Source organism: Spiribacter sp. 2438, assembly GCF_009676705.1.
Classification (GTDB): Bacteria; Pseudomonadota; Gammaproteobacteria; order Nitrococcales; family Nitrococcaceae; genus Spiribacter.
The window spans coordinates 1,697,501-1,724,261 of record NZ_CP046046.1; the positions used below are offsets into that span (position 1 = coordinate 1,697,501).

Genomic DNA, 26,761 nt, shown 5'->3' on the forward strand with positions numbered 1-26,761 from the left:
CTGTCAACGGTTTGTCATAAACTTTTCTGCAATGTGACCCGCGCGAAACGCCGCTTGCCCACCTGCAGCACGTAGGCCCCGCCCGCCGGCAACTTGAGCTCGCGGTCTTCCACCCGCTCGCCGTCCACCCGGACGGCGCCCTGCTTGAGCATCCGCAGAGCCTCGGAGGTGCTGGGCACCAGCCCCAGATCCTTGAGGAGCGGCACCAGCGCCAGCCCGTCCGCCGGCGCGCTTCGCTCGTGCTCGGGCATGTCGCTGGGCAGGGCACCGCGCTGAAAGCGGGCCACGAACTCCTCGTGAGCAGCGCGGGCACTGGCGGCATCATGGAATCGGGTCACCAACTCATCCGCCAGCTCGAACTTGGCATCGCGGGGATTCATTCCCTCCGTAACCCGATGCCGCAAAGACTCGATTTCGTTCAGTGGCCGGAAACTGAGCAGCTCGAAGTACCGCCACATTAAATCATCGGATACCGACATCAGCTTGCCGTACATCTCCCCGGCGGGTTCTCGAATGCCCACCGTGTTCCCCAGGGATTTGGACATTTTCTGTACGCCGTCCAGCCCCTCCAGCACCGGCGTGGTCATCAGCACCTGGGGCGGCTGACCGTATTCCCGCTGCAACTCCCGCCCCACCAGCAGGTTGAATTTCTGGTCGGTGCCGCCCAACTCCACGTCCGCCCGCAGGGCCACCGAGTCATAGCCCTGCACCAACGGGTAAAGAAACTCATGAATGGCGATGGGCTGATTGCCCTGATAACGCTTGTGAAAGTCGTCCCGCTCGAGCATGCGGGCCACCGTGTGCCGTGATGCCAGCTGAATCATGTCGGTGGCGGTCATCTGACTCATCCAGCTGGAGTTGAACACCACCTCGGTGGCATCCGGATCAAGGATGCGAAAGATCTGATCCCGATAGGTCTCGGCGTTGTGGGCGACATCGTCGGTGGTCAGCGGTTTTCGGGTGGCGCTTCGCCCGGTGGGGTCGCCAATCATCCCGGTAAAGTCACCGATCAGAAACAGAATGTGATGCCCCAGCGCCTGGAACTGACGCATTTTATTAATGAGTACGGTGTGCCCAAGGTGCAGGTCCGGCGCAGTGGGGTCGAAGCCCGCCTTGATACGCAGGGGTCGGCCCGCGGCGAGTCGCTCGCGAAGCTCGTCCTCGCGAATGATTTCATCAACGCCCCGCTGCAGTTGCGCCAACGCCTCCTCTACACCGCTCATCCTGATGCCCCTCTCGTACCCATGCCGGAAAGGCAATGAGTCTACCGAATTCCTCGGCGCTGCGCGTTGACCCCACACCGCCGCCCGGCTATCTTGGCGGCCCATGAAAAGACGTCACGGCTTTCTGGGCCAGCATCCGATTCGCAACGGACTTCTGGGCACAGGAGTCCTGCTCATGGCCGCCGGCGTTTTCCTCCCCGGCAGCGAGACGCCTTCCCCGACGGAGAACCCGACCACCGGCATCCCCCTGACCATCGACCGGGCGCCCATCCAGTCCGCCGACGTGGCGCCCGCGGATACCCCGACCGAAGCAATTCAACCCGCGGCCATCACCACCCCGGTGATGGATGAGGCGCCCACTCCCCAGCTGGACTGGCGCCACCAGACAGTGAAGCGTGGCGACAATCTGGCGGCAGTGTTCCAACGGGCTGGCCTCAGCCCACGGGACGTCCACGACGTGGTCACCAGCAGTGACGAGGCGGCCGGCCTGACCCGACTTTATCCCGGTGATGAAATTGCGCTGGCCTTCGGCGATGACGATGCCCTGGTGGCGGTGCGCTATGAAAAGAGCGAAACCGAGACGCTGTGGGTGGAGCGAGATGACGCCAACGGCGATTTCCAGTCGCGCATCGAGGTGCGGGAGCTCGAGAGCCGCATCGCGGTCACGGACGGTCAGATCAACGTCTCCCTCTACGGGTCGGGCCTGCAGGCCGGTCTGGACGACCGGCTGATCATGGAGCTGGCGCGGATCTTTGGCTGGGACATTGACTTTGCCCTGGACATCCGCCGGAACGACCGCTTTACAGTGGTGTATGAGGAACTTTATCGAGATGGCGAAAAGGTGCGTACCGGGCGCATCCTGGCCGCGGAATTCATCAACCGGGGAGAGCGCTTCCGTGCCCTCCGCTTCGAAGACGGCGACGGTCGCAGTGATTTTTACACCCCCGACGGCCGCAACATGCGGCGCGCCTTCCTGCGTACTCCGACCGACTTCACCCGGGTCAGCTCCGAGTTCAACCCCAACCGGGTTCACCCCGTGTACGGCACCGCTCGACCCCACGTGGGCACCGATTATGCCGCACCGCCCGGGACCCCCATCTGGGCCTCCGGTGACGGCCGGATCATCCATCGCGGGCCCAAAGGGGGCTACGGCAACACCGTGGTCCTGCAGCACGGCGGCAACATCACCACGCTTTATGCTCACATGCGCAACTTCGCCTCCGGCCAGTCCACCGGCGACCGGGTCCAGCAGGGTGACGTGATTGGCTATGTGGGCAGCACCGGGCTGTCCACCGGCCCCCACCTGCACTACGAGTTCCGGGTCGACGGGGTTCACCGCAACCCGAGGACGGTGGAGCTGCCGGCGGCCGACCCCATCGATGAACGCTATCTGGCCGAATTCAGGGCCAACACCGCCGACTGGGTGGCGATGCTGGACGAGGTCAGCGAGACACGGATTGCCCGGGCCGGCGACTAAGCCTGGCGCCGCCGGGCGCCTGTGCGTCGGGTTAATGTCGGGGACCAGCCTGGACGGGGTTGATGCGGTCCTAGCCCGCTTCCCGCCGAATTCCTCCCCGCAGATTCTCAGTCATCAACACACCCCCTTGCTGCCGAAGCTGATCCAGCGACTGCGGGGCATTAATGGGCAGTCGGCATTGGCCGAGGCGCTATCCCTGGATGCGGAGCTCGCCCACCACTACGCCCACGCCGTCAACCGGCTGCTGGCCGATCATTCATGCCCTGCCGAATCCGTCGACGCCATCGGACTGCATGGGCAGACCGTCTGGCACGCCCCCGACGCGGACCCGCCGGTGACCTGCCAGCTGGGTGATCCGAGCCGCCTGGCGCAGGCCACGGGCATCACCGTGGTCGCGGATTTTCGCCAGAGGGACCTGGCCATGGGGGGGCAGGGGGCACCATTGGCCCCCCTGTTTCACGGGGCGCTGTTCAGCCGTTCCGGGCCCCGTGCCGTCCTCAATCTGGGCGGCATTGCCAACCTGACGCTGATGGACGCCGGGGGAGCCATCCTCGGCGGCCATGACTGCGGGCCCGCCAACACCCTGATGGATGCCTGGGCCCAGCGGCACCTGAATCAGCCCCATGACGCGGCGGGTGCGTGGGCGGCATCGGCAGCGCCGGACCCGGGTCTGTTGGAGAAACTGCTGGCAGATCCGTACTTCCAGCGGCCGCCGCCCAAGAGCACGGGGCCGGAGCGGTTCAACCTGAATTGGCTGGAATCCCACCGGGTCCACATCCTGGACCGCGGCTCAGTACAGGCGACCCTGGCCGAACTGACGGTGGAAAGCGTCGCCGGCTCGCTAGAGGCCGCCCCCGTCGCCGTCGATGACCTGGTGCTCTGCGGTGGCGGAACCGCCAACCGCCATCTCGTGAAGCGGCTCGAGGAGCGCTTGGAGCCGCTGCCGGTGATCACCAGTGACGCCCTTGGCTATCCGGCAGGGTCCATCGAGGCCCTGGGTTTTGCCTGGCTCGCGGACGCTGCCCTGGAGGGGCGGAAGTTATCGCTTGAGAACATTACCGGCGCGCGGCGACCCGCGCGCCTGGGCGGTATTTACCCGGCCTGAGCGGCGCTCAGACGCCGAAGGACGAGCCGCATCCGCAGGTGGTGGAAGCGTTGGGGTTGCGAATCACGAACTGAGCGCCTTCGATCCCCTCGACGTAGTCGATTTCGGCCCCTTCCAGATAGGCGCCGCTCATGGGATCCACCAACAGGGTGACGCCGCCATTCTCGACCACCGCGTCACCGGGTTCTTCGCTCTCGTCAAACATGAACCCGTACTGAAAGCCCGAGCAGCCGCCTCCGGTAATGTAAACCCGCAGCTTGAGGTCCTGATTGTCTTCTTCATCCAGCAGCTGGCGCACTTTGGTGGCCGCGCTGTCGGTGAAAACCAGCAGGTCTTCCTGTTCGACAACCGTCATGATGTCTGTCTCCAAATAGGACTTTTCCGGTACGCATTCTCAACGCGGCTGGCAAGGGTCGTCAATGCCCTCATGGCAATACCGCGGTGTGGATCAGCCCGGCGGTCTCGTCCAGACCCAGCATGAGGTTCATGTTCTGCACGGCCTGGCCTGCGGCGCCCTTGACCAGATTGTCCTCCACCGCCAGAACCAGCGCCATGTCGCTGTCGGCAGGACGGTGCACGGCGATGCGAACCAGGTTGTTGCCGCGGACACTGCGGGTCTCCGGGTGACTGCCCGGCGGCAGGACATCCACGAAGGGCTCATCGGCATAGCGCGCCTCGTAGAGCGACTGAAGATCCGTGGCGGGATCCTTCAGGGGCGCATAGAGCGTCGCATGAATGCCGCGGATCATGGGCACCAGGTGAGGGACAAAGGTCAGGCCCACCGGCTGACCCGCGGCCTCTTCCAGGCCCTGACGGATTTCCGGCAGATGTCGATGCCCCCCCGCGCCGTAGGCATGAAAGTTTTCGGTGGCTTCGCACAACAGGGTGTGCTGCTTCGGCTGGCGTCCGGCCCCACTGGCGCCGGACTTTGCGTCGGCGACCACATGACTCAACTCCACGGCCCGGGTCTCCACCAGGGGCAGCAGACCCAGCTGAACCGCCGTGGGGTAGCAGCCCGGGTTGGCCACCAGACGGGCACTGCGAATGGCCTCGCGATGCCGCTCCGGCAGTCCATAGACCGCCTCCGCCGCCAGATCCGGGCAGGTGTGCTCCATGCCATACCACTGCGACCACAGCGCCAGGTCGCGAATACGGAAATCCGCGCCGAGGTCAATCACCCGAACGCCGCGCTCAACCAGCGCCGGGGCCATCTGCATGGCCGTGCCGTTGGGCGTGGCAAAGAAGACCACGTCACAGGCGGCCAGGGACGCATCCCCGGGGTCGCTGAAGCGGAGGTCCAGCACACCGCGGAGGTTGGGAAATACCGCATCCACCCGCTGGCCCGCCTGACCCCGGGAGGTGATGGTGGTCAGTTTTACCTCGGGGTGCGCGGCCAGCAGCCGCAGCAACTCAACTCCGGTGTAGCCTGTGCCTCCGACAATGCCGGCGGTTACCATATTGTTGCTCCTGAATCGCTGATTCGGCGTGGGTTGGCTCATGATGCCAGATCGGGGCGGCCCACTGGAGATCGCCTCTGCCGTCGCCGGATGCTGGTAAAATCCGGTTATTCAATCGGGAGACCACACCCATGGCAAAGAACGCATTAACCGGTCTGGTGGCGCTGATGGTACTCGGCGCTCTGACATTTGCCTGGCTGGGACCACGCAGCGGCGACCCGGCGCCGGATGTGGCCCTGCATCTGCTGGATGGCGAGGCCGTCCCGCTGGCGGACTATCGCGGCGGCCCGGTGCTGATTCAGTTCTGGGCGACGGATTGCCCCACCTGCATCAGTGAAATGCCCGAGCTGGTGGAGCTGTACGAAACCCTGGGTCCTCAGGGGCTGACGCTGGTGGGCGTTGCCATGGAATACGACCCGGAGCGCCGGGTCCGCAACCTCGTCGATCGAAAGGGCCTGCCCTACCCCATCGCCCTGGATGAGGGTGCCCGGGTGGCCAATGCCTTTGACAACATCCGCGTCACCCCGACATCGGTACTGATCGACGCCGAGGGTCGCATTGTCTGGCAGCGTATCGGCTTGCTGAACTTTGATCGGCTCCACAACGAAATCCGCAACCTGCTGCCCGAGGAGCAGTCTGCATGACGTATCTCTGGGTCAAGGCATTCCATCTGATCAGCATGGTCACCTGGTTCGCCGCACTGTTCTATCTGCCACGGCTGTTTGTCTACCATGCCATGGCCGAAGACGAGGTCGGCCGGGAGCGCTTCAAGGTGATGGAGCGCAAGCTCTATCGGGGCATCATGACGCCCAGCGCCGTGGTGACCATCGGGCTTGGCGTATGGCTGATCGCCATGCAGCCATTCTGGCTGCAGCAGGGATGGCTGCACGTCAAGCTTTTGCTGGTGGCAGCGCTGGCGGGCTATCACCTTTACTGCGGGCGATTGCTGAAGGCGTTTGCCGAAGACCGCAACCCGCACGGCCACGTGTGGTACCGCTGGTTCAATGAAGCGCCGGTAATTGTCTTGATCGGGGTGATCCTACTGGCCACACTGAAACCGTGGATATGAGCGGTACCGCTTATGCCGTTGATTTTTTTCTGGTACATTAAACCGTACCGAACAAGTCCAGTATGGTTAGGTCCATGAACAACGCTCAACAAACCGGCGCCGACGACGCCTATCTCCGTGATCTACTGCAGCAGGCCGGTCTGCGGGCCACCCGGCAGCGGCTGGGGCTGGCGGAACTGATTTTCGGCCAGGGTGAGCGTCACCTCACCGCCGAGGGTGTCTATGCCGAGGCCCTCGACGCCGGGCTGCGGCTGTCCCAGACCACGGTGTACAACACCCTGCATCAATTCACCGAAGCGGGCCTGCTGCGCGAAATCCTTGCCGATCCACGCCGCATCTACTTCGACACCAACGTCGCCCCGCATCATCACTTTCTTGATGAAGACACCGGCGCCATGGAGGACATACCCGCCGAGACCGTGGCGGTCAGCTCACTCCCCAAGCCCCCGGATGGCAAGTCCATCGAGAGTGTTGATGTCATCGTTCGGGTTCGGAGTGCCTCGCCGGCCTGACAGAATCAGGCAATCTGGCGCAGGTGCTCAGTTGCGGCCTGCGCGGACCAGACCCCCCAGCCCATGCTCATCCAGCGTGCGATGAATTAGCCCGCGAACCGCTTCCGGCGTTTCGCACACCAGCGCCTCCGCCAGCAGCGCCTGACACTGGGCCAGTGTCAGCGTGCGAATCACCCACTTGACCCGCATCAGCCGACCGCTACTCATGGACAGGCTGTCCATGCCCATGGCCAGCAACAACGGCGCAATGCCCGGCTCGCCGGCCATGCTGCCGCACAGCGAGACGGGACAGTTGGCCCGCCGCCCCGCCTGGGCCACCTCGTTCACCGCCCGCAACACCGCCGGGTGCAACTCGTCGTAAAGCGAGGCCACCCGGCTGTTATTGCGATCCACCGCCAGCAGGTACTGGGCCAGATCGTTGCTGCCGATGGACAGGAAATCCAGCCGACGGGCGAGGCTCTCCGCCTGATACACCGCCGCCGGCACCTCCACCATGGCGCCCACGCGGGGTCGGGTGGTGATTACGCCCTCTTCCTCGAGTTCCTCCCGAGCCCGCGCCACCAGGGCGGTGGCCTGCTCCGCCTCCTCAAGACGCGTGACCATGGGGAACATGATCTGCAGATTGTCGAAACCCACCGAGGCCCGCAGCATGGCCCGTAACTGGGTCAGGAAGATTTCCGGGTGATCCAGGGTCATGCGCACCCCCCGCCAGCCAAGAAAGGGGTTGGCGTCGTTGGTGGGGAAATACGGCAGCGGCTTGTCGCCCCCCACATCCAGTGTGCGCAGTGTCACCGGTTGCGGCGCAAAGGCCCCCAGGACCTCCTGATACAGGGCCGCCTGTTCTTCTTCCCCCGGAAAACGGTCCTGGATCATGAACGGAAACTCGGTTCGATGCAGACCCACCCCGTCGCAGCCAATCTCCAGCGCCGGGTTGATTTCGGCGGCCAGGCCCGTGTTCACGCACAGGCGGATGCTGGCGCCATCGGGGGTTTGAGCGGGCAGGCCGGAGAGATCAGCCAGCTCTGCAGTGAGTGCTTCTTCCTCCTGCTGAAGCCGCGCGTATTCGGCACGCAGCGGCTCGGCGGGATCCACCTCGACCCGCCCCCGGTAGCCATCCAGAATCAGTGACCGCCCCTGCAGATCATGCACCGGCAGGTCCGCCACCCCCATCACCGCCGGCACCCCCAGCGCCCGGGCCAGGATGGCAATGTGCGAGTTCGCCGAGCCGCCGGCGCTGAGGACGCCGGCCAGTCGGTCCGCCGGGATCTCCGCCAGCTGCGAAGCACTGAGCTCCTCACCCACCAGAATCACCCGCTCCGGCAGCTCACCGTGATCCACCTCAATGGCCAGCAGCCGGGCCAGTACACGGCGGCCCATGTCGCGGACGTCGTCGGCCCGCTCCCGCAGATAGGGATCGTCCATGGCCTCGAACCGGCGCACATGCTCACTGATGGTGCGGCGCAGGGCGAAGGGCGCCCAGTGCCCCTGATGGATGCGATCAATCACGCCGCGGGTGAAACTCTCGCCTTCCAGCATTCGCTGATAGACGTCGAACAGCAGTTGCTCGCCCTCGGGCAGCTGATCGCGCATGCGCTCGGAGAGCCCCTGCAGATCGCTGATCACGGCGGCCACCGCCTGGTTGAAGTCGGTGATTTCCCGGGCCGGGTCCGTGACCGGGCGGTCCGGGACATTGCTGAGGCGGGCCATGGGCGTGACCACCAGCCCTTCGCCCATGGCGACGCCGCTGGAGCCGCCGATGCCGTCCAGCCCCAGTACCTGACCCGGCGTGGGGTCAACCGCCGCGGAGAGTTCTCCCCGGACCCGGGCGTAGGCAATGACCCCCGCCAGCTGCGAGGCCATGGTCACCAGAAAAGCCACCTCGGCGTCATTGAACCGGTCGCCCACCTGGCGCTGTACCACCAGCACCCCCAGCCGGGAACGATAGTGGATGACGGGAACACCGAGAAAAGAGTGGAAACGCTCCTCGCCGGTTTCCGGGAAATAGCGAAACCGCGGATGCCGGTCGGCATTGTCCAGGTTAACCGATTCCTCGCGCTGGGCGACCAGACCCACCAGGCCTTCGTCCAGGGACAGGGTGACCTGACCAACTGCTTCCGGGTTGAGGCCCCGGGTGGCCACCAGTCTCAGCTGGCCGCCGCCGGCCTCCAGCAGATAGACGGAGCAGACGTCCGCCCCGGTGGCCTCGGCCACCTGATCGACAATGATTTTGAGGGCCTCGTTGAAATCCCCCGCCTCGTTGACTGCCTCGACAACACGATGAAGGGTGGAGAGCACCCGTCAGCCCCGTTGCGACCGTGGCTGGATCACCGGTGGCTGCCCCGGCCCGGGGTTGGCCGGCCGCCGGGGTGGCCCGTCCGGGAATAGCATGGGCGCCAGCTGCTCCAGGGCCCGCTCGTAGACACTGCGCTTGAAAGACACCACCTGCTCCAGGGGATCCCAGTAGGACACCCAGGCCCAGTCATCAAACTCCGGCTGACCGGTGGCATCCAGGCGCACCGCGGCGTCTTCGGTCTCGAGCCGCAACAGGAACCAGACCTGTTTCTGGCCAATGCAGGTGGGCTTCTGCCGACGCCGGATCAAATGCCGGGGCAGGCGATAGCGCAGCCAGCCCCGGGTGGAGCCCAGTACCGAGACGTGATGGGGCGCCAGCCCCACCTCTTCGTGGAGTTCGCGATACAGGGCGGCCTCGGGACTTTCCGAGCGCTGAATGCCTCCCTGGGGAAACTGCCAGGCCTCCTGGCCGATGCGTCGGCCCCAGAAAACCTGTCCGCCGGCGTTCGCGAGGATAATCCCAACGTTTGGACGAAAACCCTGCGAATCAATCACTTGCAATACCCGGAAGGCAGCCTCATTGCCTGTCATTCTTCCACAGACCACAATCACCCGGCAATCGACTAGCTAACGGAGCCTGCATGCAACTCGCCATATTCGATCTGGATAACACCCTGCTGGGCGGGGACAGTGACTACCTGTGGGGTCAGTACCTGATCCACCAGGGCGCCGTGGATGCGGCGCACTACGAAGCGGAAAATCGCCGCTTCATGGAGGCCTACGAAGCGGGTGATCTGGACATCGACACCTTTTTGGAGTTTGCGCTGCGCCCACTGGCAGAAACGCCTTATGAAGTGCTGACCGCCTGGCGTCGGGCTTTCATCGACTCCCACATCCGGCCGCGGGTGCTGCCAGCCGCCCGGGCGCTGGTGGAACAACACCGCGAGGCGGCTCATGGCCTGATGATCATCACCGCCACCAACCGCTTCATCACCGAGCCCATCGCGGAGCTGTTCAACATACCGGTGCTGCTGGCCACCGAGCCGGAAGTGCAGGACGGTGCCTTCACCGGCCGCCACCGGGGGGTGCCCACGTTTCGCGACGGCAAGATCACCGCGCTGCAGCAGTGGCTGGATGCCGAAGGGCGGATGACGGACGCCATGCACTTCTACAGTGATTCACGCAATGATCTGCCCCTACTCGAGCATGTTGACCATCCGGTGGCGGTGGATCCGGACCCGGTGCTGGAGGCTGCCGCGCGAGACCGAGGCTGGCCGGTGATCACCCTGCGTGAGGGGGATATACCCCAGCCCCTGGACCCTTCCGCCCGCGGCGGCGACCCCGCATAATTGAAGAGTTTTGTTACCGAGGAATCTCGCCATGAATGCCCGGCTGTCCCGCTGGTCCATCGCCGCCATCTGTTTACTGGCCCCCGTGCTTGCCAGTGCCGAAATCACTGTTGAGGGGGCCTGGTCCCGGGCCACGGCGCCGGGCCTGGAAACCGGAGGCGCCTACTTCCATCTCACCAACACCGGCAGCCGGGGTGACCGCCTGGTGGGGGTCCGCACTGACCGGTCGCCGCGGGTGGAACTGCACCAGACCATCGAAGAAGGCGGCAATGCCCGCATGATCCACACGCCCGAGGTCCGCATCCCCGCCGGCGGCGAGCTGATCTTCGAGCCCGGCGGGCGTCACGTCATGCTCATGGGCCTGGAGACACCGCTGCAGGAAGGCGAGCGCTACGAAATCGTGCTGGAGCTGGAGCGGGGCGGTGACCTGCCCATTGACGTGGAAGTCCGGGCCCCGACGGCCATGGACGCGGGTCACGACCACGGTCATGACCATGATCACAGTCACGGTCACGGTCACGGTCACGGTCATGATCATGGCGATGGCCATGGCCACGGCCATTAACCGGACGACGCCATGGGCCACTGATCCGGCGGCCGCCGGGGCCGCCGGGCTCAGATGACCCGGGAGAACCGCCGCTGGTTGCGGGCCTCGACCAGATAGGCGTCGAAGGGCATGGCCACGTTTCTAAGGAAGAACTGCCCGCGCTCGGTGACCGCCAGCCCCCGGGCGTGGATGTCCAGCAGCCCGTCATCCACCAGAGGCGTCAACTCTTCCAGCGCCTCCGCAAAGTACTGACGGAAAATCACGCCGTGACGCTCTTCCACCGTGTCAAAGTCTACCCGGCCCTGACACATCACCGACTGGATCACATCCCGGCGCAGCCGGTCATCCGCTGACAGCTCCACGCCCCGCCAGATCGGCAGTTCCCCCGCGGACACCGCTTCGGCATGACCCTCGGGATCCCGGCGGTTCTGGCTGTAGGCATCACCGATCTGACCAATGGAAGACGCCCCCAGACCGATCAGGTCCAGATCCGGACGGGTGGCGTAGCCCTGAAAATTTCGGTGCAACGTGCCGTCATTGGCGGCCTGTGCCAGCTCGTCCCCGGGCAGCGCGAAGTGATCCATCCCAATGTATTGATAGCCGCCCTCGGCAAGACGCTGCATGGCCTCGATGAGCAGGGTGAGCTTGTTCTCGGCGGAGGGCAGACTGGCCTCGGCGATCTGCCGCTGGATGCGGAACATCTGGGGCATGTGCGCATAGTTGTACAGCGCGATGCGATCCGGCCGGATGTCCTGCACAGCGTCCAGGGTTCGATGCAGGCGCTCCGGAGTCTGCAGGGGCAGCCCATACATCAGGTCCAGATTGACCGAATGAAACCCTTGGGCCCGGGCCTCGGCCACCACGTCGGCGGTGTCCTTCACGCCCTGAATGCGATTAATGGCCTTCTGCACGTCCGAATCGAAGTCCTGAACCCCCAGGCTGAGTCGATTGAAACCCAGCTCCGCCAGCCGGGCGACCCGTTCCCGGTCGACGGTGCGGGGATCCACCTCGATGGAGAACTCACGCACCGGCGGGTCCGCCAGCGGAAAACGGTCCCGAATCGCGCCGATGAGCCGCTCCAGATCCGCATCCGTGAAATAGGTGGGGGTGCCACCGCCCAGGTGCAGCTGTTCCACCGGCCGATCGTCATCGAACAGCGCCGCCTGCAGGTCCAGCTCCTGGATCAGGCGGTCCAGATAGCGCTCCGCCCGGCGGTAATTGGCGGTGATGACCTTGTTGCAGGCACAGTAGAAACAGACCGTGCGGCAGAACGGTACGTGCACGTACAGCGACAGGGCCCGGGGCATGGGATCGCCGTTGCCGGCGGCCACCCGCTCCCGGTATCGCCTGCCATCAAAGGCTTCGGTAAACTGAGCAGCGGTGGGATAGGACGTATAACGGGGCCCGGTCACGTCGTAACGTCTCAGCAGCTCGCGCTCCAGCGGTAGTCTGTTGGCCATAACAGCCTTCTCCATGATCGATCGTTGGCCTGACGATAGCGGTCATTGGGAATCGAAGTGTTGACCTGAATCATCTGTTCGGGTCACCCCGGCGGGAGAAGACATGAAGCGCGATCCGGCGCGGCAATTCGACAACGGCGACCCCCCCGAGCCCCCGGCCCCCATCACTTGGCGGGGCGCCATCGCCCGCTATGTCTGGCTCAGCCTGGCGCTGTTTTTCGTGGGTCTGGGCAGCATCGGCGTGGTGGTGCCGCTGATGCCCACCACGGTTTTTCTGCTAATGGCCGCCTACTGTGCCTCGCGCAGCTCACCGGCACTGCATGCCTGGCTGTACAGTCACCACCGCTTCGGCCCGCTGTTGCGGGACTGGCGGGATCACCGCGCCATCCGACCCCGGGCCAAAGTCACCGCCATCATCCTCGTGGCCATCAGCGGGATCATCACCTGGATAACCGTGGAAGCCGTGACCCCGCGCCTGATTGCTCTGGGCGTGCTGCTGTGTGTGGTCGTGTTTCTGATTACGCGTCCCCACGGCCCCGATAACCGCAGGAGCAAGCCCAATCCGCCGGAATCAGGCCAGCGCGGCGATGATGAATAGCCCCACCGTGCAGGCGAAGGCGGCCATCCAGGCAAGACTCCGCAGGGTCGGGCGATCGACGATATAGAAAAGCCCGTAGGCACCGCGAAAAACCAGAAACAGCACCGCCAGCACGTCCACGGGGCCCTGGGGCGCGCCCAGCTGATGGGCGATGATCACCGCCGCCGCAAAGGGCGGGAATGCCTCGAAGGTATTGAGCTGGGCCCAGTGGGCACGCTGCCGCCACCCCTCCAGGCTGGTCAGCCACTCCCGCGGACGGGCGTTGTCAAAGTCGCCCCGAGACTTGGCGAGCCCGGCGAACACGATGGGCAGAAAAATCGCGGCCAGCACACAGTAATACGCGATGCTCATGGCGACTCCCCTTCCAGCTCGGCGGCAACGGCACGATGGCCGATGTCCGAGCGCACAAACCGTCCCGGCCACTCAATGGAGTGAGCCAGGTCATAGGCGGCGGCCTGGGCGGCGGCCGTGTCCCGACCGAGGGCACAGACACAGAGCACCCGGCCACCGGCGGTGACCACTTCGCCGGCGTCGTTCAGGGCGGTGCCGGCATGAAACACCTGCCGATCCGCTCCCGGTTCACCAGACAGGCCGGAGATGACGTCGCCACGGCGATAATCCCCGGGATAGCCTTCGGCGGCCAGCACCACACCCAGGCAGGGCCGGGGGTCCCATTCCACATCAGCAGTGGCCAGCTCGCCGTCGAAGGCCGCCTCCAGCAGATCCACCAGATCCGTGCGCAGGCGCATCAGAATGGGCTGGGTTTCCGGATCACCCAGCCGGACATTGAACTCAAGCACCCGGGGCACACCGTCGGCATCGATCATCAGCCCGGCATAGAGAAAGCCGCGAAACCCTCGCCCCTCGGCGCTCAGGCCCGCCACCGTGGGGCGGATGACCGTGTCCATGATGCGGTGGTGCAGCGCCTCGGTCACCACCGGCGCGGGAGAATAAGCGCCCATGCCGCCGGTGTTGGGGCCCTGGTCACCGGCGTCCCGGGCCTTGTGGTCCTGGGAACTGGCCAGGGGCAGCACCGACTCGCCGTCCACCATGGCGATGAAGCTGGCCTCTTCACCCACCAGAAAATCCTCTACCACGATGCGCTCACTGGCGGCGCCAAAGGCGCCACCCAGCATGGCCTCGGCGGCCTCCAGGGCTTCGTCCAGGGTCTGCGCCACGGTAACGCCCTTGCCCGAGGCCAGGCCGTCGGCCTTGATCACCAGCGGTGCGCCGCGCTCGCGAATCCAGGCCCGGGCCGGCTCCAGGGCATCAAAGCTGCGATAGGCCGCGGTGGGGATGTCGTGACGCTCGAGAAACGCTTTGGCGAAGGCCTTGGATGCCTCCAGCTCGGCAGCGGCCTGGCGTGGCCCGAAGCAGCGCAGACCCGCGGCCTCGAAAGCGTCCACAACGCCCGCCGCCAGCGGTGCTTCCGGGCCCACTACGGTCATGGCAACGCCCAGCCGCTGGGCCAGATCCCGCAACCCGACAACATCGGTCGCGGACACCGCCACGTTCTCAACCCCGGGCTCACCAGCGGTGCCGGCGTTACCGGGTGCCACATAGACCCGCTCAACCCGGGGGGAGCGGGCCAGCCGCCAGGCCATGGCGTGTTCGCGCCCGCCACCCCCGATGACCAGAATCCTCATCACGCCTCCTCGCTCAATGTCGAAAGTGCCGCATGCCGGTGAACACCATGGCGATGCCGTGCTCGTCGGCGGCGGCGATCACCTCTTCATCACGCATGGAGCCACCGGGCTGGATGATGGCCTGCACGCCGGCCTCGGCCGCCTGATCGACGCCGTCCCGAAACGGAAAGAACGCGTCAGACGCCAGCACCGCCCCCTGCAGGGACAGTCCGGCGTCCTCGGCCTTGCGGACACCGATACGGGCACTGTCGACGCGACTCATCTGGCCGGCACCAATGCCGAGGGTGCGGCCGTGACGGCCATAGACAATGGCGTTGGACTTGACGTGGCGGGCCACCCGCCAGACAAAATCCAGGTCCGCCTCCAGCGCCGCATCCACCGCCGTGCGGGTCACGCAGCGCAGGCCGTCAGGCCCCACCAGCTCCGCGTCCACGTCCTGCACCAGCAGGCCGCCATCCAGCGGCTGAAGACGCCAGCCCGCCGTGGGCGCTGGGCCATCAGCGATTTCCAGGACCCGCAGATTGGGTTTGCGCCCGGTCACCGCCAGCGCCGCATCCGTGACGACGGGCGCCAGGATGACTTCGACGAACTGCTGATCAAGAATCGCCCGGGCGGCGGCCTCATCCAGGGGGTGATTGAAAGCGATAATGCCGCCGAACGCCGAGGTGGGGTCGGTGGCGAAGGCGGCCTGATAGGCCTCGAGCAGCGAGTCGGCGGTGGCCACACCGCAGGGGTTGGCATGTTTGACGATCACGCAGGCGGGCTGCTCGAAGGCACCCACGCAGCTCCAGGCGGCGTCGGCATCCGCCAGATTGTTGTAGGAGAGCGCTTTGCCCTGGCGCTGGACATGGCGGGCAAAGCTGCCAGCCGCTGCATCCGGGGCGCGGTAGAACGCCGCCGCCTGATGCGGATTTTCGCCATAGCGAAGATCGGCCTGCTTGGCCCAGGCCCGATTGAGCTGGCCGGGAAAGCCGGGCCCGGATTCCGCCTCGCCGCGGGCGGACAGGTAATTGCTGATGGCCGCGTCGTAGCGGGCCACGTGGTTGAATGCCGCCACCGCCAGTTCGAACCGCAGAGCGTCGTCCAGGCCGCCGTTAGCGGCGATGGCGGCCCGCACGGCGTCGTATTGCTCCGGCTCGGTCACCACGCCCACGCCGGCATGGTTTTTGGCCGCCGCACGCAACATTGCCGGGCCGCCGATGTCGATGTTCTCGATGGCCTCCGCCAGGGTGCAATCCGGGCGGGCCACGGCGGCCTCGAAGGGGTAGAGGTTGACCACCAGCAGATCGATGGGCGGGATGTCGTGGTCGGCCATCACCGCATCGTCCTCACCCCGTCGGCCCAGCAGCCCCCCATGAACCCGGGGGTGCAGGGTTTTGACCCGACCTGCCATGATCTCCGGAAAACCGGTGTAGTCACCGACCTCGATAACGGGAACGCCGGCTTCACTGAGCAGCCGGGCGGTTCCACCGGTGGAGAGTATTTCCACGCCGGCCCCGGCGAGCGACTGAGCGAAGGCGGCGACGCCGGTTTTATCAGAAACACTGATCAGGGCCCGGCGCACGGGCTGGGAACTGGCCGAAGCCGTCATCACAGGCACTCCGTTGAGTTAGCGGTCGAGGTGGTACTGGCGAAGCTTCTTGCGCAGGGTCCCGCGGTTGATGCCGAGGGCTTCTGCCGCCCGGGTCTGGTTGCCGTTGTAGTGGTCCATCACGATTTCGAACAGTGGCGCTTCCGCCGCCTCGATCACCATCTGGTGAAGCCCGTGGCAGGGGTGGCCATCCAGGGTCTCGAGGTACGACGTCAGCTCATCGCGGACGCAAGCGCCAATCGGCCCCTCGCGTGCGCCGTCCCGGCTGGGTTGGTCCGTCATGGCATCGTCCCTCTGAAAGCAAGCCCGAAATCATAACCATTGGACGCCCGCCATTAAAGCGCGGAGCGCCGGCCATCCAGCCGGGTCCAGTCGCCATGGGTCGTCTCGGGGAGAAAATCCACATCCGCCCGGTAGGCGGCACGCACGGTTTCGGCCTGGTGGTTCAACAGACCCGCGAGCATGATCCAGCCACCGGGTTTGAGCGCCGCCCGCAGGGATGGCGCCAACTCCACCAGAATGCCTGCCAGAATATTGGCGATCACCCCATCGGCGCGGGGCAGTGGGTCGTTCACACCCATGACCTCGAGTCGGTCGGTCACCCCGTTGCGGCGAGCGTTTTCGGCGGTGGCCAGCAGGGCTTGCGGATCATTGTCCACCGCGACCGCCCGTGAGGCCCCCAGCCGCAGCGCCGCGATGGCCAGCACGCCGGACCCGCAGCCATAGTCGATGACCGTCTGGCCGACGGGCGGCCTGGCCGCCAGGGCCTGCAGACACAGCGCCGTGGTGGGATGGGTGCCGGTTCCGAAGGCGAGACCGGGATCCAGTCGCAGCTTGACCGTGGCCGCTGCCGGCGGCTCCCTATCGCCGGGAACCACCCACAGACCGTGGCCGAAATCCATGGGACCGAAATCCGCCATCCAGGCCCGTTCCCAGGCCTGGTCCGCCAGTTCGATCTGTTGCCAGCCGGCTGGTGGCTCGCCCAGCGCCTCGGCAACCGCTGCCTGGACCGCGGTCAGGTCAGTGCCGGTCTCGAACAGCCCCTGTACTTGCACTCGGTCCCAGAGCCGGGTCTCACCGGGCCCCGGTTCCAGCACCGCCTCGGCCTCCGGGGGTTCCCCCAGCGTGACCGACAGGGCACCGGCCGCCTCAAGGGCCGCTTCCGCCAGGCCCGCCCGGGCGGCCGGGAGCTCAAAGGCCACCTGCCGCCAGGCCATGCTCAGCGGTTTTCGCCGGGGAGCCAGAGCACGTCGCCCCCGGCCTCGCGATTGGCGTCGCGGGCCAGCACGAACAGATAGTCCGACAGGCGATTGAGGTAGCGCAGGACTTCCTCGTTGATGGGGGTCATGCTGGCCAGAGCGGCGGTGTCCCGCTCGGCCCGGCGGGCCACGGTGCGGGCATGGTGCAAATGCGCCGCCGCCGGGCTGCCGGCGGGCAGGACGAACGAGCGCAGGGTCTCGAGGCCGGCGTTGACCCGATCGATTTCCTGTTCCAGCCAGGTGGTCTGGGCGGCGACCACCCGCAGCGGTTCGTAGGGGGGATCCTCCTGCTCCGGCGTGCACAGATCCGCGCCGACATCGAACAGATCGTTCTGGATCCGGGCCAGCGCCTGGTCCAGCGGCCCGGCGGCGTGCAGGCGGCAGATCCCCAATAGGGCATTGAGCTCGTCCACGGTGCCATAGGCAGTGACCCGGGCATCGGTCTTGGCCACCCGGCTGCCATCGCCCAGCATGGTCTGGCCGGCATCGCCGGTGCGGGTGTAGATGCGCGTCAGCTTGACCACGGGATCAGCCTGAAACCCGGGCGACGGCGTCGTCAATCTCCGCCACCGCGGCGTCGTAGCCCTTCCAGCCATTGACCTTCACCCATTTGCCGGGCTCCAGGTCCTTGTAGCGCTCAAAGAAGTGGCTGATCTGGTCCAGCAGCAGCGACGGCAGATCCCCCGGCGCCTGCACGTGGTCATAGATCGGGGTGAGCTTGCTCACCGGAACGCACAGCAGCTTCGCGTCCTCACCGCCTTCGTCAGTCATTTCCAGCACCCCCACCGGGCGAGCGCGAATCACCGAGCCGATCACCAGTGGGAATGGGGTGATCACCAGTGCATCGAGAGGGTCGCCGTCACCGCACAGGGTCTCGGGAATGTAGCCGTAGTTGGCCGGGTAGCGCATGGACGTTCCCATGAACCGGTCCACTTCGATAGCGCCGGTGTCCTTGTCCACCTCGTACTTGACCGGGTCGGCCTGGGCCGGAATTTCGATGATGACGTTGAGATCGTCGGGCAGGCTCTTCCCTGCGGTGATGCCCTGGTAGGCCATGCTGAACTCTCCTTGGTTGAAGCCAGTGACTGTGCGGCGGAGTATACCCGTGCCCCGCCAACGGGTCAGTCCCGGAACGGCGGCAGCCGCCTGGCCACCCGCTGCCCCCGGAGTCGGGCATACACCGGCAGGCCGTCCCGGTACGGCGGATAATCCTCGCCCTCGATCAACGGCCGCAGGTAGCGGAGGCAGGACTCGGTGACGAAGAATCCGCTGTCGTCGATGTAATCAGCGGGCATGCGGGCCTCGACATTGGCCACTTCCGCCAGCGGCACCTCGCCGATGTGCCAGCGATAGGGCTGGTCCGATTCACGCACAATGGTGGGCATGATGGCGTTGCGGCCCGCCAGCGCATATTCCACCGCGGCCCGGCCCAGGGCATAGGCCTGTTCCACATCGGTGGCCGAAGCGATGTGCCGGGCTGCCCGCTGCAGGTAGTCCGCGATGGCGTAGTGGTATTTGTAGCCCAGCGCATCCTTGACCATAGCCGCCACCGTCGGCGCCACACCGCCCAGCTGAACGTGCCCGAAGGCGTCGCGGGTGCCCTGATCGGACAGGAACTGGCCATCCGCGGTGCGGACTCCTTCGGAAACCACCACCACGCAGTAGCCAATTCGCTCAACGCAATCCTGAACCCGGGCGAGAAAACGCTGCTCGTCCAGGGGCACTTCCGGCAGCAGAATCACGTGGGGTGGATCATCCGGTGCCTCCCGGGCCAGCGCGGAGGCGGCGGCGATCCAGCCGGCGTGGCGCCCCATGGTCTCGAGGATGAACACCCGGGTGGAGGTCCGGGCCATGGAGGCCACATCGAGGCCCGCCTCGCGGGTCGCGACGGCGATGTACTTGGCCACTGATCCGAAGCCCGGACAGGTGTCGGTCACTGGCAGGTCATTGTCCACGGTTTTGGGAATGCCGATGCAGGTGATCGGGTGGCCCATGGATTCGCCCAGCTGGGCGACCTTGTGCGCCGTGTCCTGGGAGTCGCCGCCACCGTTGTAGAAGAAATAACCGATGTCGTGGGCCTGGAACACCTGGATCAGACGCTCGTACTCGGCGCGATTTTCTTCGAGCCCCCGGAGCTTGTACCGGGCCGAGCCGAAGGCGCCCGCCGGCGTATGCCGCAGGGCGCTGATGGTGTCGGCGCTCTCGGCGGCGGTGTCGATCAAATCCTCATGCAACGCCCCCAGGATGCCATGGGCTCCCGCATAGACCGTGCCGATGGCCTCGGGATGGGCCCGGGCGGTTTCGATGACGCCGCAGGCGCTGGCGTTGATCACGGCGGTCACCCCGCCGGACTGGGCATAAAAGGCGTTCTTCCCGGTCATCCTTGCTCCCCTCTGCCGGAATCCGCCGAAAGTCTATCAATTGCCGGGGGATTCGGCCTCCAGCAATATCCAGCACCGTCTGCCCGGGCTGCAGACAGAGCTTCCGCCGCCCCGGTCGCGACGTTCCTTGGCGGAACAGGTAGCATGAATGACAGCCCATGGGGGCAGTGAAGTTCAAGGGAAGTCTTTGTGAACCGCTTTTTGCAGCAAATCGTTTCCATCGCCCTTCTCCGGGCGGGCCCGCAGGATCTGCCGGCCTCGTCGACCCTGATGGGGGCCGCCATTGTCGCCACCGCGGTCATCAACGCCGTGGTCATGCAGCAGTACGCCACCGACGCCGAGCCGCTGCTGCACATCATGCTGCTGCTGGGTTTCAGCCTCGCCTATCTGGCGCTGGTCCTGCAGCTCACCGGCCACATGCCGCGCTTCATCCAGTCGGCCACCGCGCTGTTCGGCACCGATGCTTTCATTTCCATGGCGGCGGTGCCGGTGCTGGTGCTGGTTGGGCCGCCCACCGACGTCACCACCGGCGGCGCCTTCGCCTATCTGGCCCTGCTCATCTGGAACGTGGCGGTGGTCAATCACATCCTGCGGGAGGCCATGTCGGTGAGCACCGCCATCAGTCTGGCCACCAGCCTCGGCTACATCCTCGGCGCCAGCGCGTTCGTGCAGCTCGTTACCGGCGGATGAGCCACATTCACATCCTCGGCATCGGCGGCACGTTCATGGCCGGTCTGGCGGTGTTGGCCCGCGGCGCCGGCCATCACGTCACCGGGCAGGACCAGGCGCTTTACCCGCCCATGAGCGATGTGCTGGCGGCGGCGGACATCCCGGTGCAACAGGGCTCGAAGCCCAACGCGGATCTGCTGCGGGCGGACCGGGTGATCATTGGCAACGCCCTGTCGCGGGGACACCCCGCCGTGGAGGCGGTGCTGGATCGCGGCATCCCCTACACCTCGGGCCCGGCCTGGCTGGCGGAAAACGTCCTGCGGGATCGGTGGGTGATTGCGGTGGCCGGCACCCACGGCAAGACCACCACCGCCAGCCTGGTGGCCTGGCTGCTGGAGGACGCGGGCCTGGATCCGGGGTTTCTCATCGGCGGCCTACCCACGAACTTCGGCACCTCCGCACGCCCGGGCAGCCACCCGTTTTTCGTGATCGAGGCAGACGAGTACGACACGGCGTTTTTCGACAAACGCTCCAAGTTCGTCCATTTCGGCCCGCGAACCGCCGTAATGACGGGCCTGGAGTTCGATCATGGCGACATTTTCCCCGATCTTGCGGCCATCGAGCAGCAATTCCACTATTTTGTTCGAACCGTACCGGGCAATGGCAGCTTCATCGTCAACCGGGATGACCCGGCGCTGGCGCGGGTACTGGAACGCGGTTGCTGGAGCGATTGCACGGGCTTTGGCCGCGAGGACCATGCGGAATGGCAGCTGCAGGCCACGCCGGGAACCGGCGCTCCGGCCGGCTGGGCGCTCAATGGAAACCCACTGCCGTCGTCGCTACCGGGTGAGCACAATGCCCGCAATGCCGCGGCGGCGGTGTTGGCGGCGCGGCATGCCGGCGTGCCGCTGGCACAGGCACTGGACTCCCTGCGGCGGTTCGGCGGCGTGCGGCGACGGCTGGAGCAGCGGGGCGAGGTTCGCGACATCCGGGTCCTGGATGACTTTGCCCACCACCCCACCGCCATCGCGGCCAGCCTGGCCGCCGTGCGTGACGCTTACCCGGCGGGGCGGGTTCTGGCGGTGCTGGAGCCCCGTTCCAACACCATGCGGGCCGGACTCCACGGCGGCCAGCTGGCAGAATCCCTGCAGGCCGCCGACCAGGTATTCATGCTGGCCGCGCCGGACCTGCCATGGCAGCCCAAAGAAGCGCTTGCCAGCCTGGCAGCGCGGCTGACCCTGGCTGACCGCGTTGATGAACTGGCCGAAGCGGTTGTGAAATTCAGCCGGGCAGGCGATACCCTGCTGGTGATGAGCAATGGCGATTTCGGTGATATTCACCAAATCATTCTGACCCGTCTGGAACAGGGACTCCCGGCATGACCCACGCCCCCATTACTCTGGCCATTACCGGCGCCTCCGGTGGCCTATACGGCCTGCGGTTGCTCGAATGCCTGATCAAGGCGCAACGCCCCGTGTACCTGCTGATCTCGGAGGCCGGGCGGCTGGTCCTGAGCATGGAACATGACGTCACCCTGCCGGCGCGACCGGCGGACATGGCCCGGGCCCTGACCGATCGCTTCAATGCCGGGCCGGAGCAGTTGCGAGTCTTCGGCTCCAAGGCCTGGACCGCGCCGGTGGCCTCCGGTTCGGGGGCACCGCGCCAGATGGTGGTCTGCCCCTGCACCACCGGCACCCTGGGCCGCATCGCCGCCGGCACCAGCGAAGCGCTGATCGAACGAGCCGCCGATGTGGTACTCAAGGAGCGCGGGCAGCTGATCCTGGTGCCCCGGGAAACGCCGCTGTCGGAGATTCATCTGGAGAACATGCTGCGCCTGACCCGCATGGGTGCCGTCATGCTGCCGGCCAACCCGGGCTTTTATCATCGCCCCACCGACCTGGCCGGCGTGGTGGACTTTGTTATTGCCCGGGTGCTGGACCGCCTGGGTATTGACCAGGCCATGATCCCGCCCTGGGGAGAGCCCACCGACACCGCCGATTAAGGCGGTGAACCCACCAATTCCGGTTCACCGAATCGGGGCACCTCGGCCTCGCGGCGGGCATAACCGGCCCGCTGCGCGGCGGCCTCCAGCCGGTCATCCAGCGCCTCGCCGGTGAGCGGATTGCGCTCCAGGCGCGGCAGCAGCACTCCGGCCCTGACGCGGACGTGCTCAATCTGAATCAGCCAGATGGGCCCGGCCGGGGATTCAGCGCCACGCCAGGCGCGCAGCACCAGACGAGCGCCCTCCTCCGGCACCGGGCGGATCAGCACCTGCTCCGGAAGCCGCCCGGCATGCCAACGGGGCAGAGCGGGCAATCGTTCCACCGCCGGATCCGGCCCCAGCCAGGCCAGTCCATGACGACTGGTCCAGCCGGGTGGCGCATACCAGTGCTCATCGAACCCGGCGGGGCCGGCCTCACCCCCCAGCCAGTGAGCCGCCAGTGGCTCTTCCTTACCGGCAAGTCCGAGGCGACGGACGGCGGGTGGCGCCTCAGGGTGATGCCAGTCCTCGAGGGCCAGCACCGGAATCGTCGACCGATCCGGATAGGCGCGCAGGGGATCCGGCCAGCTCAACACCTCGGTCAGCGCCGCACTGATCATGACCACCAGCGCCGACGCCAGGACCGCCCGTACCTGCCGGGGCCAAACCCGTGGCGGTGGGCCGGTCAAACCCGGTAACACACCAAAGACGACACCGAGGCCGGCGCCGCCGATCACATCCAGCGGCCAGTGCACACCCAGCACCACCCGGCTCAGGGCTACTGCCACCACCCCCGCCGCGGCAACGCTCATGACCGCCGTTCGTATCCGCCAGCCCCGGGCGGGCAGGAGGGTCATCCAGGCGGTCACCAACGCGGCGATGCCGGCGCTATGGGCGCTGGGAAAAGCCGGGCCGAAAGCCGCGGTGTCAGTCAGCCCACCGGGTCGTGGCGTATCCAGTGCGCCCTTGAGGGCAAAGCTGATTGCCATGGGCAGCGCCACGGCCAGCAGTGCCAGCGCGGCCCGCCGCGGCTCTCCCGCCGCCCACAACACCGCCCCGAGGGCGATGGCTCCGAGGCTCACCGGCAGCCAGCCACCCAGCTGAGTGATACGCCAGGCCACCTGCTGCAGCAAGGCATCCCGCTGGGCATCGCCGAGGGCCAGCAGGCCCTTTTCCCATCCATGGGGCGAGGGTGCCGTGACCGCCAGGGTGACCGTGAGCCCCACGGCAATGAGCGCGCTCCACCAGAGCCAACCCTCCCGGTGGCGCAGGGCACGCAGGGGCTCATGCAGGGGCCGCAGGCCGAGCCAGTTCCAGCCCGGCGGCGGGTGCCGCCCCAACCACCGCGCCAGGCGGTTTCCGGCGAGGCGCAGTGGCCGGTCGACCCGCGGCAACAACCAGCGCAGCGCGACCACGGCTGCGAGCAGCAACAGCACCCAGGCCACCAGCCGGCCCATGACCTCCAGGGCCAGAACCACCGATGCCCCCACCAGAATGCCCGGCAGGATATAGGCCGGCGCCCATAGCAGTGCCGAGAACACATTGGCCGCCAGGAATCGGCCCGGCGGCATCCCCAGCATGCCCACCACCGCCGGGATCACCGGCCTCACCGGGCCCACGAAGCGGCCGATAATCACGCTTTTGCCACCATGGCGCTGGAACAGCTGCTGCGCCCGGACAATGGCGCCGGGGTAGCGGCGAATCAGGGGTAGCGTAGGGAATTGGTGACGGAACCGGCGGCCCAGCCAGTAGCTCAGGCTATCGCCGAGGATGGCGCCGGCAATGCCCCAGGCCAGAATCGGCGCGATGGCGAGATTGCCGCCCCCCACCACCGCACCGGCCATGAACAGCAGCGCCGCACCGGGCACCGCCAGGCCCACCAGGGCCAGGGATTCCAGAAAGGCAATGAGGCCGACCACCGCCCCCGCCCAGGCGGGATTCTCCGCCAGCCAGTCAAGGATGGGGCCGAGACCGCCCTCCGCGCCGGTCACAGACGGGAGAAGACCTGCTCGGCGGCATCCAGGGTGTGCTGAAGGGCGGCTTCGTCGTGAGCGGTGGACACAAAGCCGGCCTCAAAGGCGGACGGCGCGAAATAGACACCCGCCTCGAGCATGCCGTGGAAGAACTGCACAAACCGCTCGGCATCGCACTGGGCCACCGTCTCGAAGCGATCCACCACCGGCGCGTCGGTGAAGAACAGACCGAACATGGTGCCGGCCTGATGGGTTGCCAGCGGAATCCCGGCGGCCTGGGCACGGGCGCGGAAACCCTCCACCAGGCGCCGGGTCCAGGCCTCGGCCCCGGCATGCACATCCGGCCGGGAGAGGTTGCGCAGCGTCGCCAGGCCACTGGCCATGGCCAGGGGATTCCCCGACAGGGTGCCGGCCTGATAGACCGGCCCGGTGGGCGCCAGATGCTCCATCACGTCGGCGCGGCCGCCGAGGGCGCCCACCGGCAGGCCGCCGCCGATGACCTTGCCCAGGCAGGTGAGGTCGGGATAGACCCCGTAAAGGGCCTGAGCCCCTCCCAGAGCGGCCCGGAAACCGCTCATGACCTCATCGAACACCAGCATCGCGCCACTGTCATCGCAAAGCCGACGCAGGCCCTGCAGAAATTCCGGATTGGCGGGGACACAGTTCATGTTGCCGGACACTGGCTCAACCAGCACCGCGGCAATCGAGTCGCCGTAGTCCTGGAACAGGGCCTGCACCGCCTCCAGATCATTGTAGGGTGCCGTCAGCGTCATCTCGGTGACCGCAGCCGGCACGCCGGGGGAGCCGGGAATCCCCAGGGTGAGTACCCCGGAGCCCGCCTCCACCAGCAATGCATCCACGTGGCCGTGGTAATTGCCGCGGAATTTGAGGATCCGGTCACGCCCGGTAAAGCCCCGGGCCAGCCGCACCGCACTCAGACACGCCTCGGTGCCAGAGTTGACCATGCGGATGCGCTCGATGGCGGGCATCAGCCCTTTCACCAATGTCGCCAACTCGGTTTCCAGCACCGTGGGAGCGCCGAAACTGGTGCCCTGGGCGGCGGTGTCAGCGATCGCCTTAACGACTTCAGGGTGGGCATGGCCGATGGCCAGCGGCCCATAGGACAGCACATAGTCAACGTAGTGCTTGCCGTCTTCGTCCTCGAGCCAGGCCCCTTCGCCACGGCGCATGAACACCGGGCTGCCACCCACCGAGCGGAAGGCCCGCACGGCAGAGTTCACGCCACCCACCAGATGCTCCCGGGCTTCGGCGAAAAGGGTGTCCGATCGAGTTGTCATGTTGCCTCCTGGGGTCGGCCCATTGCCATTCGGGACACCAGCGACGCCGCGGCGCCTTCCACATCCGGTGCCCCGAACACCGCATCCACCACCGCTGCCGCATCGGCGCCCGCCCGCATGACCGCCGCAATATTGTCCGCATTGATTCCGCCGATGGCCACCAGCGGGCCATCGAAAAAGGTTCTGGCCTCCGCAAAGAGCGCTAGCGGCGCCCGCACCGCGTCGGGCTTGGTGGCAGAGGGGTAGACACTGCCAAAGGCCAGGTAATTCGCCCCGGCCTCCGCCGCCGCCCGGGCCCGCTCCAGATCGGCGTAGCACGAGGCTCCGACGATGGCCGAGGCCCCGAGCTGCTCCCGCGCAGCGGCAATGGCGGCGTCGTCGCGCCCGACGTGGACGCCATCAGCCCCGACCGCCCGGGCCAGCGCTGGGTCATCGTTGACGATGAAGCAGGCGCCGGCGGCCCGGCAGCGATCCCCCAGGGCACTGGCTTCGGCCTGCCGTCGTGCGGCATCCGTGGATTTGTCGCGGTATTGTACAACCCGGGCGCCGCCCCGCAGGGCCGCTTCCACCTTTGCTGCCAGGGCCTCGGGGCTGTCGCCGGCACCATCGGTGATCACGTAAAGACCCCGAATCGCCGCGCCCGCCTCCGCCATGCTAAATCTCGATCATTTCGAAGTCGGACTTGCCAGCACCACACTCCGGGCAGACAAAGTCATCGGGAATGTCCTCCCAGCGAGTGCCCGGCTCGATGCCGTCCTCGGGCAGGCCATCTTCTTCTTCGTAAATCCAGCCGCAAACCACACACATCCAGGAGCGGTACTCCATGGCCTCATGCCTCCGTTTACTGTTCATGAACCGCGTACGGTAATGGCTG

29 protein-coding genes are annotated in these 26,761 nt (G+C 66.5%); 11 read left to right on the top strand and 18 right to left on the bottom strand.

What is annotated here, in order from left to right; genetic code table 11:
* Positions 1-14 precede the first annotated feature (14 nt).
* Positions 15-1,223: a tyrosine--tRNA ligase gene (tyrS, locus tag GJ672_RS08485; RefSeq protein WP_154296771.1), complete on the bottom strand. Its 1,209-nt coding sequence runs from the start codon at positions 1,221-1,223 to the stop codon at positions 15-17.
* A gap of 103 nt (positions 1,224-1,326) precedes the next feature.
* Here tyrS and GJ672_RS08490 point away from each other — a divergent pair, with 103 nt between their 5' ends.
* Together GJ672_RS08490 and GJ672_RS08495 are read left to right on the top strand one after the other, a co-directional pair.
* Complete coding sequence (locus tag GJ672_RS08490; protein ID WP_154296772.1) at positions 1,327-2,700, top strand: OapA family protein; 1,374 nt, start codon at positions 1,327-1,329, stop codon at positions 2,698-2,700.
* Between the two features lie 34 nt (positions 2,701-2,734).
* Positions 2,735-3,805, top strand: a complete 1,071-nt coding sequence (locus GJ672_RS08495; RefSeq protein ID WP_229381872.1) for an anhydro-N-acetylmuramic acid kinase — start codon at positions 2,735-2,737, stop codon at positions 3,803-3,805.
* Positions 3,806-3,812: 7 nt separating this feature from the next.
* On the opposite strand, the gene erpA is transcribed toward GJ672_RS08495, so the two are convergent.
* Together erpA and argC are read right to left on the bottom strand one after the other, a co-directional pair.
* Complete coding sequence (gene erpA, locus GJ672_RS08500) at positions 3,813-4,160, bottom strand: iron-sulfur cluster insertion protein ErpA (protein ID WP_154296774.1); 348 nt, start codon at positions 4,158-4,160, stop codon at positions 3,813-3,815.
* A 70-nt stretch (positions 4,161-4,230) separates the two neighbouring features.
* On the bottom strand, positions 4,231-5,262 hold the full coding sequence (gene argC / locus GJ672_RS08505; protein WP_154296775.1) for an N-acetyl-gamma-glutamyl-phosphate reductase: 1,032 nt from the start codon (positions 5,260-5,262) through the stop codon (positions 4,231-4,233).
* A 131-nt stretch (positions 5,263-5,393) separates the two neighbouring features.
* Here argC and GJ672_RS08510 point away from each other — a divergent pair, with 131 nt between their 5' ends.
* The 3 genes from GJ672_RS08510 to irrA all read left to right on the top strand — a co-directional run bounded on the left by GJ672_RS08510 (position 5,394) and on the right by irrA (position 6,843).
* Positions 5,394-5,906 carry a TlpA disulfide reductase family protein gene (locus GJ672_RS08510; RefSeq protein WP_154296776.1) on the top strand — a complete coding sequence of 171 codons (513 nt, stop codon included), beginning with the start codon at positions 5,394-5,396 and terminating at the stop codon, positions 5,904-5,906.
* The gene (gene hemJ / locus GJ672_RS08515; protein ID WP_154296777.1) at positions 5,903-6,331 is read left to right on the top strand and encodes a protoporphyrinogen oxidase HemJ; all 429 of its coding nucleotides are present in this window, start codon (positions 5,903-5,905) and stop codon (positions 6,329-6,331) included. Before GJ672_RS08510 ends, hemJ begins: the two co-directional genes overlap by 4 nt.
* A 74-nt stretch (positions 6,332-6,405) precedes the next feature.
* Positions 6,406-6,843: an iron response transcriptional regulator IrrA gene (gene irrA / locus GJ672_RS08520; protein WP_195759491.1), complete on the top strand. Its 438-nt coding sequence runs from the start codon at positions 6,406-6,408 to the stop codon at positions 6,841-6,843.
* 27 nt (positions 6,844-6,870) lie between these two features.
* Here the strand turns inward: irrA and ptsP are convergent, their stop codons facing one another.
* Together ptsP and GJ672_RS08530 are read right to left on the bottom strand one after the other, a co-directional pair.
* Positions 6,871-9,138, bottom strand: coding sequence for a phosphoenolpyruvate--protein phosphotransferase (gene ptsP / locus GJ672_RS08525; RefSeq protein ID WP_154296779.1), 2,268 nt, complete (start codon positions 9,136-9,138; stop codon positions 6,871-6,873).
* 3 nt (positions 9,139-9,141) lie between these two features.
* On the bottom strand, positions 9,142-9,690 hold the full coding sequence (locus GJ672_RS08530; protein ID WP_154296780.1) for an RNA pyrophosphohydrolase: 549 nt from the start codon (positions 9,688-9,690) through the stop codon (positions 9,142-9,144).
* 86 nt (positions 9,691-9,776) lie between these two features.
* Here GJ672_RS08530 and GJ672_RS08535 point away from each other — a divergent pair, with 86 nt between their 5' ends.
* Positions 9,777-10,484: an HAD family phosphatase gene (locus GJ672_RS08535; RefSeq protein ID WP_154296781.1), complete on the top strand. Its 708-nt coding sequence runs from the start codon at positions 9,777-9,779 to the stop codon at positions 10,482-10,484.
* Positions 10,485-10,515: 31 nt separating this feature from the next.
* Positions 10,516-11,049, top strand: a complete 534-nt coding sequence (locus GJ672_RS08540; RefSeq protein ID WP_195759492.1) for a copper chaperone PCu(A)C — start codon at positions 10,516-10,518, stop codon at positions 11,047-11,049.
* Positions 11,050-11,099: 50 nt separating this feature from the next.
* Here GJ672_RS08540 and hemN read toward each other — a convergent pair whose 3' ends face one another.
* Entirely contained in the window at positions 11,100-12,491 is a 1,392-nt protein-coding gene (gene hemN, locus GJ672_RS08550; protein WP_154296782.1) for an oxygen-independent coproporphyrinogen III oxidase, read from the bottom strand.
* 103 nt (positions 12,492-12,594) lie between these two features.
* On the opposite strand from hemN, the gene GJ672_RS08555 reads away from it, so the two are divergent.
* A complete protein-coding gene (locus tag GJ672_RS08555) occupies positions 12,595-13,089 on the top strand; it encodes a YbaN family protein (protein WP_229381873.1) in 495 nt (164 codons plus the stop codon).
* Here GJ672_RS08555 and GJ672_RS08560 read toward each other — a convergent pair.
* The 8 genes from GJ672_RS08560 to GJ672_RS08595 form a co-directional block, all read right to left on the bottom strand.
* The gene (locus GJ672_RS08560) at positions 13,063-13,440 is read right to left on the bottom strand and encodes an MAPEG family protein (protein ID WP_154296783.1); all 378 of its coding nucleotides are present in this window, start codon (positions 13,438-13,440) and stop codon (positions 13,063-13,065) included. The genes GJ672_RS08555 and GJ672_RS08560 overlap by 27 nt on opposite strands.
* Complete coding sequence (gene purD, locus GJ672_RS08565; RefSeq protein ID WP_154296784.1) at positions 13,437-14,735, bottom strand: phosphoribosylamine--glycine ligase; 1,299 nt, start codon at positions 14,733-14,735, stop codon at positions 13,437-13,439. The genes GJ672_RS08560 and purD overlap by 4 nt, the downstream gene beginning before the upstream one ends.
* A gap of 13 nt (positions 14,736-14,748) precedes the next feature.
* A complete protein-coding gene (gene purH / locus GJ672_RS08570; RefSeq protein ID WP_154296785.1) occupies positions 14,749-16,326 on the bottom strand; it encodes a bifunctional phosphoribosylaminoimidazolecarboxamide formyltransferase/IMP cyclohydrolase in 1,578 nt (525 codons plus the stop codon).
* An 18-nt stretch (positions 16,327-16,344) separates the two neighbouring features.
* Positions 16,345-16,608, bottom strand: a complete 264-nt coding sequence (locus GJ672_RS08575; RefSeq protein WP_154296786.1) for a helix-turn-helix domain-containing protein — start codon at positions 16,606-16,608, stop codon at positions 16,345-16,347.
* 53 nt (positions 16,609-16,661) lie between these two features.
* Positions 16,662-17,543 (bottom strand): 50S ribosomal protein L11 methyltransferase, encoded by an 882-nt coding sequence (prmA, locus tag GJ672_RS08580; RefSeq protein ID WP_154296787.1) that lies wholly within the window; start codon positions 17,541-17,543, stop codon positions 16,662-16,664.
* A 2-nt stretch (positions 17,544-17,545) separates the two neighbouring features.
* Entirely contained in the window at positions 17,546-18,109 is a 564-nt protein-coding gene (locus tag GJ672_RS08585) for a cob(I)yrinic acid a,c-diamide adenosyltransferase (protein WP_154296788.1), read from the bottom strand.
* 4 nt (positions 18,110-18,113) lie between these two features.
* Entirely contained in the window at positions 18,114-18,641 is a 528-nt protein-coding gene (gene ppa / locus GJ672_RS08590; protein WP_154296789.1) for an inorganic diphosphatase, read from the bottom strand.
* Between the two features lie 65 nt (positions 18,642-18,706).
* Entirely contained in the window at positions 18,707-19,966 is a 1,260-nt protein-coding gene (locus GJ672_RS08595) for a 6-phosphofructokinase (protein WP_154296790.1), read from the bottom strand.
* Between the two features lie 189 nt (positions 19,967-20,155).
* Here GJ672_RS08595 and GJ672_RS08600 point away from each other — a divergent pair, with 189 nt between their 5' ends.
* Genes GJ672_RS08600 through GJ672_RS08610 form a run of 3 tightly spaced genes read left to right on the top strand, consistent with a single transcriptional unit; the run spans position 20,156 to position 22,637 of the window.
* Positions 20,156-20,656, top strand: coding sequence for a hypothetical protein (locus GJ672_RS08600; protein ID WP_154296791.1), 501 nt, complete (start codon positions 20,156-20,158; stop codon positions 20,654-20,656).
* Positions 20,653-22,017 carry a UDP-N-acetylmuramate:L-alanyl-gamma-D-glutamyl-meso-diaminopimelate ligase gene (mpl, locus tag GJ672_RS08605; RefSeq protein WP_154296792.1) on the top strand — a complete coding sequence of 455 codons (1,365 nt, stop codon included), beginning with the start codon at positions 20,653-20,655 and terminating at the stop codon, positions 22,015-22,017. Before GJ672_RS08600 ends, mpl begins: the two co-directional genes overlap by 4 nt.
* Positions 22,014-22,637 carry a flavin prenyltransferase UbiX gene (locus GJ672_RS08610; RefSeq protein WP_154296793.1) on the top strand — a complete coding sequence of 208 codons (624 nt, stop codon included), beginning with the start codon at positions 22,014-22,016 and terminating at the stop codon, positions 22,635-22,637. The genes mpl and GJ672_RS08610 overlap by 4 nt, the downstream gene beginning before the upstream one ends.
* Here the strand turns inward: GJ672_RS08610 and GJ672_RS08615 are convergent.
* The 4 genes from GJ672_RS08615 to GJ672_RS08630 are packed head-to-tail and all read right to left on the bottom strand — an operon-like array spanning position 22,634 to position 26,712.
* Entirely contained in the window at positions 22,634-24,607 is a 1,974-nt protein-coding gene (locus GJ672_RS08615; RefSeq protein ID WP_154296794.1) for a VTT domain-containing protein, read from the bottom strand. The genes GJ672_RS08610 and GJ672_RS08615 overlap by 4 nt on opposite strands.
* Positions 24,604-25,887: a glutamate-1-semialdehyde 2,1-aminomutase gene (gene hemL, locus GJ672_RS08620; protein ID WP_154296795.1), complete on the bottom strand. Its 1,284-nt coding sequence runs from the start codon at positions 25,885-25,887 to the stop codon at positions 24,604-24,606. The genes GJ672_RS08615 and hemL overlap by 4 nt, the downstream gene beginning before the upstream one ends.
* Positions 25,884-26,540 carry a thiamine phosphate synthase gene (thiE, locus tag GJ672_RS08625; protein ID WP_154296796.1) on the bottom strand — a complete coding sequence of 219 codons (657 nt, stop codon included), beginning with the start codon at positions 26,538-26,540 and terminating at the stop codon, positions 25,884-25,886. Before thiE ends, hemL begins: the two co-directional genes overlap by 4 nt.
* Position 26,541: 1 nt before the next feature.
* A complete protein-coding gene (locus GJ672_RS08630; RefSeq protein WP_154296797.1) occupies positions 26,542-26,712 on the bottom strand; it encodes a rubredoxin in 171 nt (56 codons plus the stop codon).
* Positions 26,713-26,761: the final 49 nt, after the last annotated feature.

Coding starts and splice junctions, on each gene's coding strand:
- tyrS (WP_154296771.1), bottom strand. CDS start 1,223: ATGAGCGGTGTAGAGGAGGCGTTGGCGCAACTGCAGCGGGGCGTTGAT.
- GJ672_RS08490 (WP_154296772.1), top strand. CDS start 1,327: ATGAAAAGACGTCACGGCTTTCTGGGCCAGCATCCGATTCGCAACGGA.
- GJ672_RS08495 (WP_229381872.1), top strand. CDS start 2,735: ATGTCGGGGACCAGCCTGGACGGGGTTGATGCGGTCCTAGCCCGCTTC.
- erpA (WP_154296774.1), bottom strand. CDS start 4,160: ATGACGGTTGTCGAACAGGAAGACCTGCTGGTTTTCACCGACAGCGCG.
- argC (WP_154296775.1), bottom strand. CDS start 5,262: ATGGTAACCGCCGGCATTGTCGGAGGCACAGGCTACACCGGAGTTGAG.
- GJ672_RS08510 (WP_154296776.1), top strand. CDS start 5,394: ATGGCAAAGAACGCATTAACCGGTCTGGTGGCGCTGATGGTACTCGGC.
- hemJ (WP_154296777.1), top strand. CDS start 5,903: ATGACGTATCTCTGGGTCAAGGCATTCCATCTGATCAGCATGGTCACC.
- irrA (WP_195759491.1), top strand. CDS start 6,406: ATGAACAACGCTCAACAAACCGGCGCCGACGACGCCTATCTCCGTGAT.
- GJ672_RS08535 (WP_154296781.1), top strand. CDS start 9,777: ATGCAACTCGCCATATTCGATCTGGATAACACCCTGCTGGGCGGGGAC.
- GJ672_RS08540 (WP_195759492.1), top strand. CDS start 10,516: ATGAATGCCCGGCTGTCCCGCTGGTCCATCGCCGCCATCTGTTTACTG.
- hemN (WP_154296782.1), bottom strand. CDS start 12,491: ATGGCCAACAGACTACCGCTGGAGCGCGAGCTGCTGAGACGTTACGAC.
- GJ672_RS08555 (WP_229381873.1), top strand. CDS start 12,595: ATGAAGCGCGATCCGGCGCGGCAATTCGACAACGGCGACCCCCCCGAG.
- GJ672_RS08560 (WP_154296783.1), bottom strand. CDS start 13,440: ATGAGCATCGCGTATTACTGTGTGCTGGCCGCGATTTTTCTGCCCATC.
- purD (WP_154296784.1), bottom strand. CDS start 14,735: ATGAGGATTCTGGTCATCGGGGGTGGCGGGCGCGAACACGCCATGGCC.
- purH (WP_154296785.1), bottom strand. CDS start 16,326: ATGACGGCTTCGGCCAGTTCCCAGCCCGTGCGCCGGGCCCTGATCAGT.
- GJ672_RS08575 (WP_154296786.1), bottom strand. CDS start 16,608: ATGACGGACCAACCCAGCCGGGACGGCGCACGCGAGGGGCCGATTGGC.
- prmA (WP_154296787.1), bottom strand. CDS start 17,543: ATGGCCTGGCGGCAGGTGGCCTTTGAGCTCCCGGCCGCCCGGGCGGGC.
- ppa (WP_154296789.1), bottom strand. CDS start 18,641: ATGGCCTACCAGGGCATCACCGCAGGGAAGAGCCTGCCCGACGATCTC.
- GJ672_RS08595 (WP_154296790.1), bottom strand. CDS start 19,966: ATGACCGGGAAGAACGCCTTTTATGCCCAGTCCGGCGGGGTGACCGCC.
- mpl (WP_154296792.1), top strand. CDS start 20,653: ATGAGCCACATTCACATCCTCGGCATCGGCGGCACGTTCATGGCCGGT.
- GJ672_RS08610 (WP_154296793.1), top strand. CDS start 22,014: ATGACCCACGCCCCCATTACTCTGGCCATTACCGGCGCCTCCGGTGGC.
- hemL (WP_154296795.1), bottom strand. CDS start 25,887: ATGACAACTCGATCGGACACCCTTTTCGCCGAAGCCCGGGAGCATCTG.
- thiE (WP_154296796.1), bottom strand. CDS start 26,540: ATGGCGGAGGCGGGCGCGGCGATTCGGGGTCTTTACGTGATCACCGAT.
- GJ672_RS08630 (WP_154296797.1), bottom strand. CDS start 26,712: ATGGAGTACCGCTCCTGGATGTGTGTGGTTTGCGGCTGGATTTACGAA.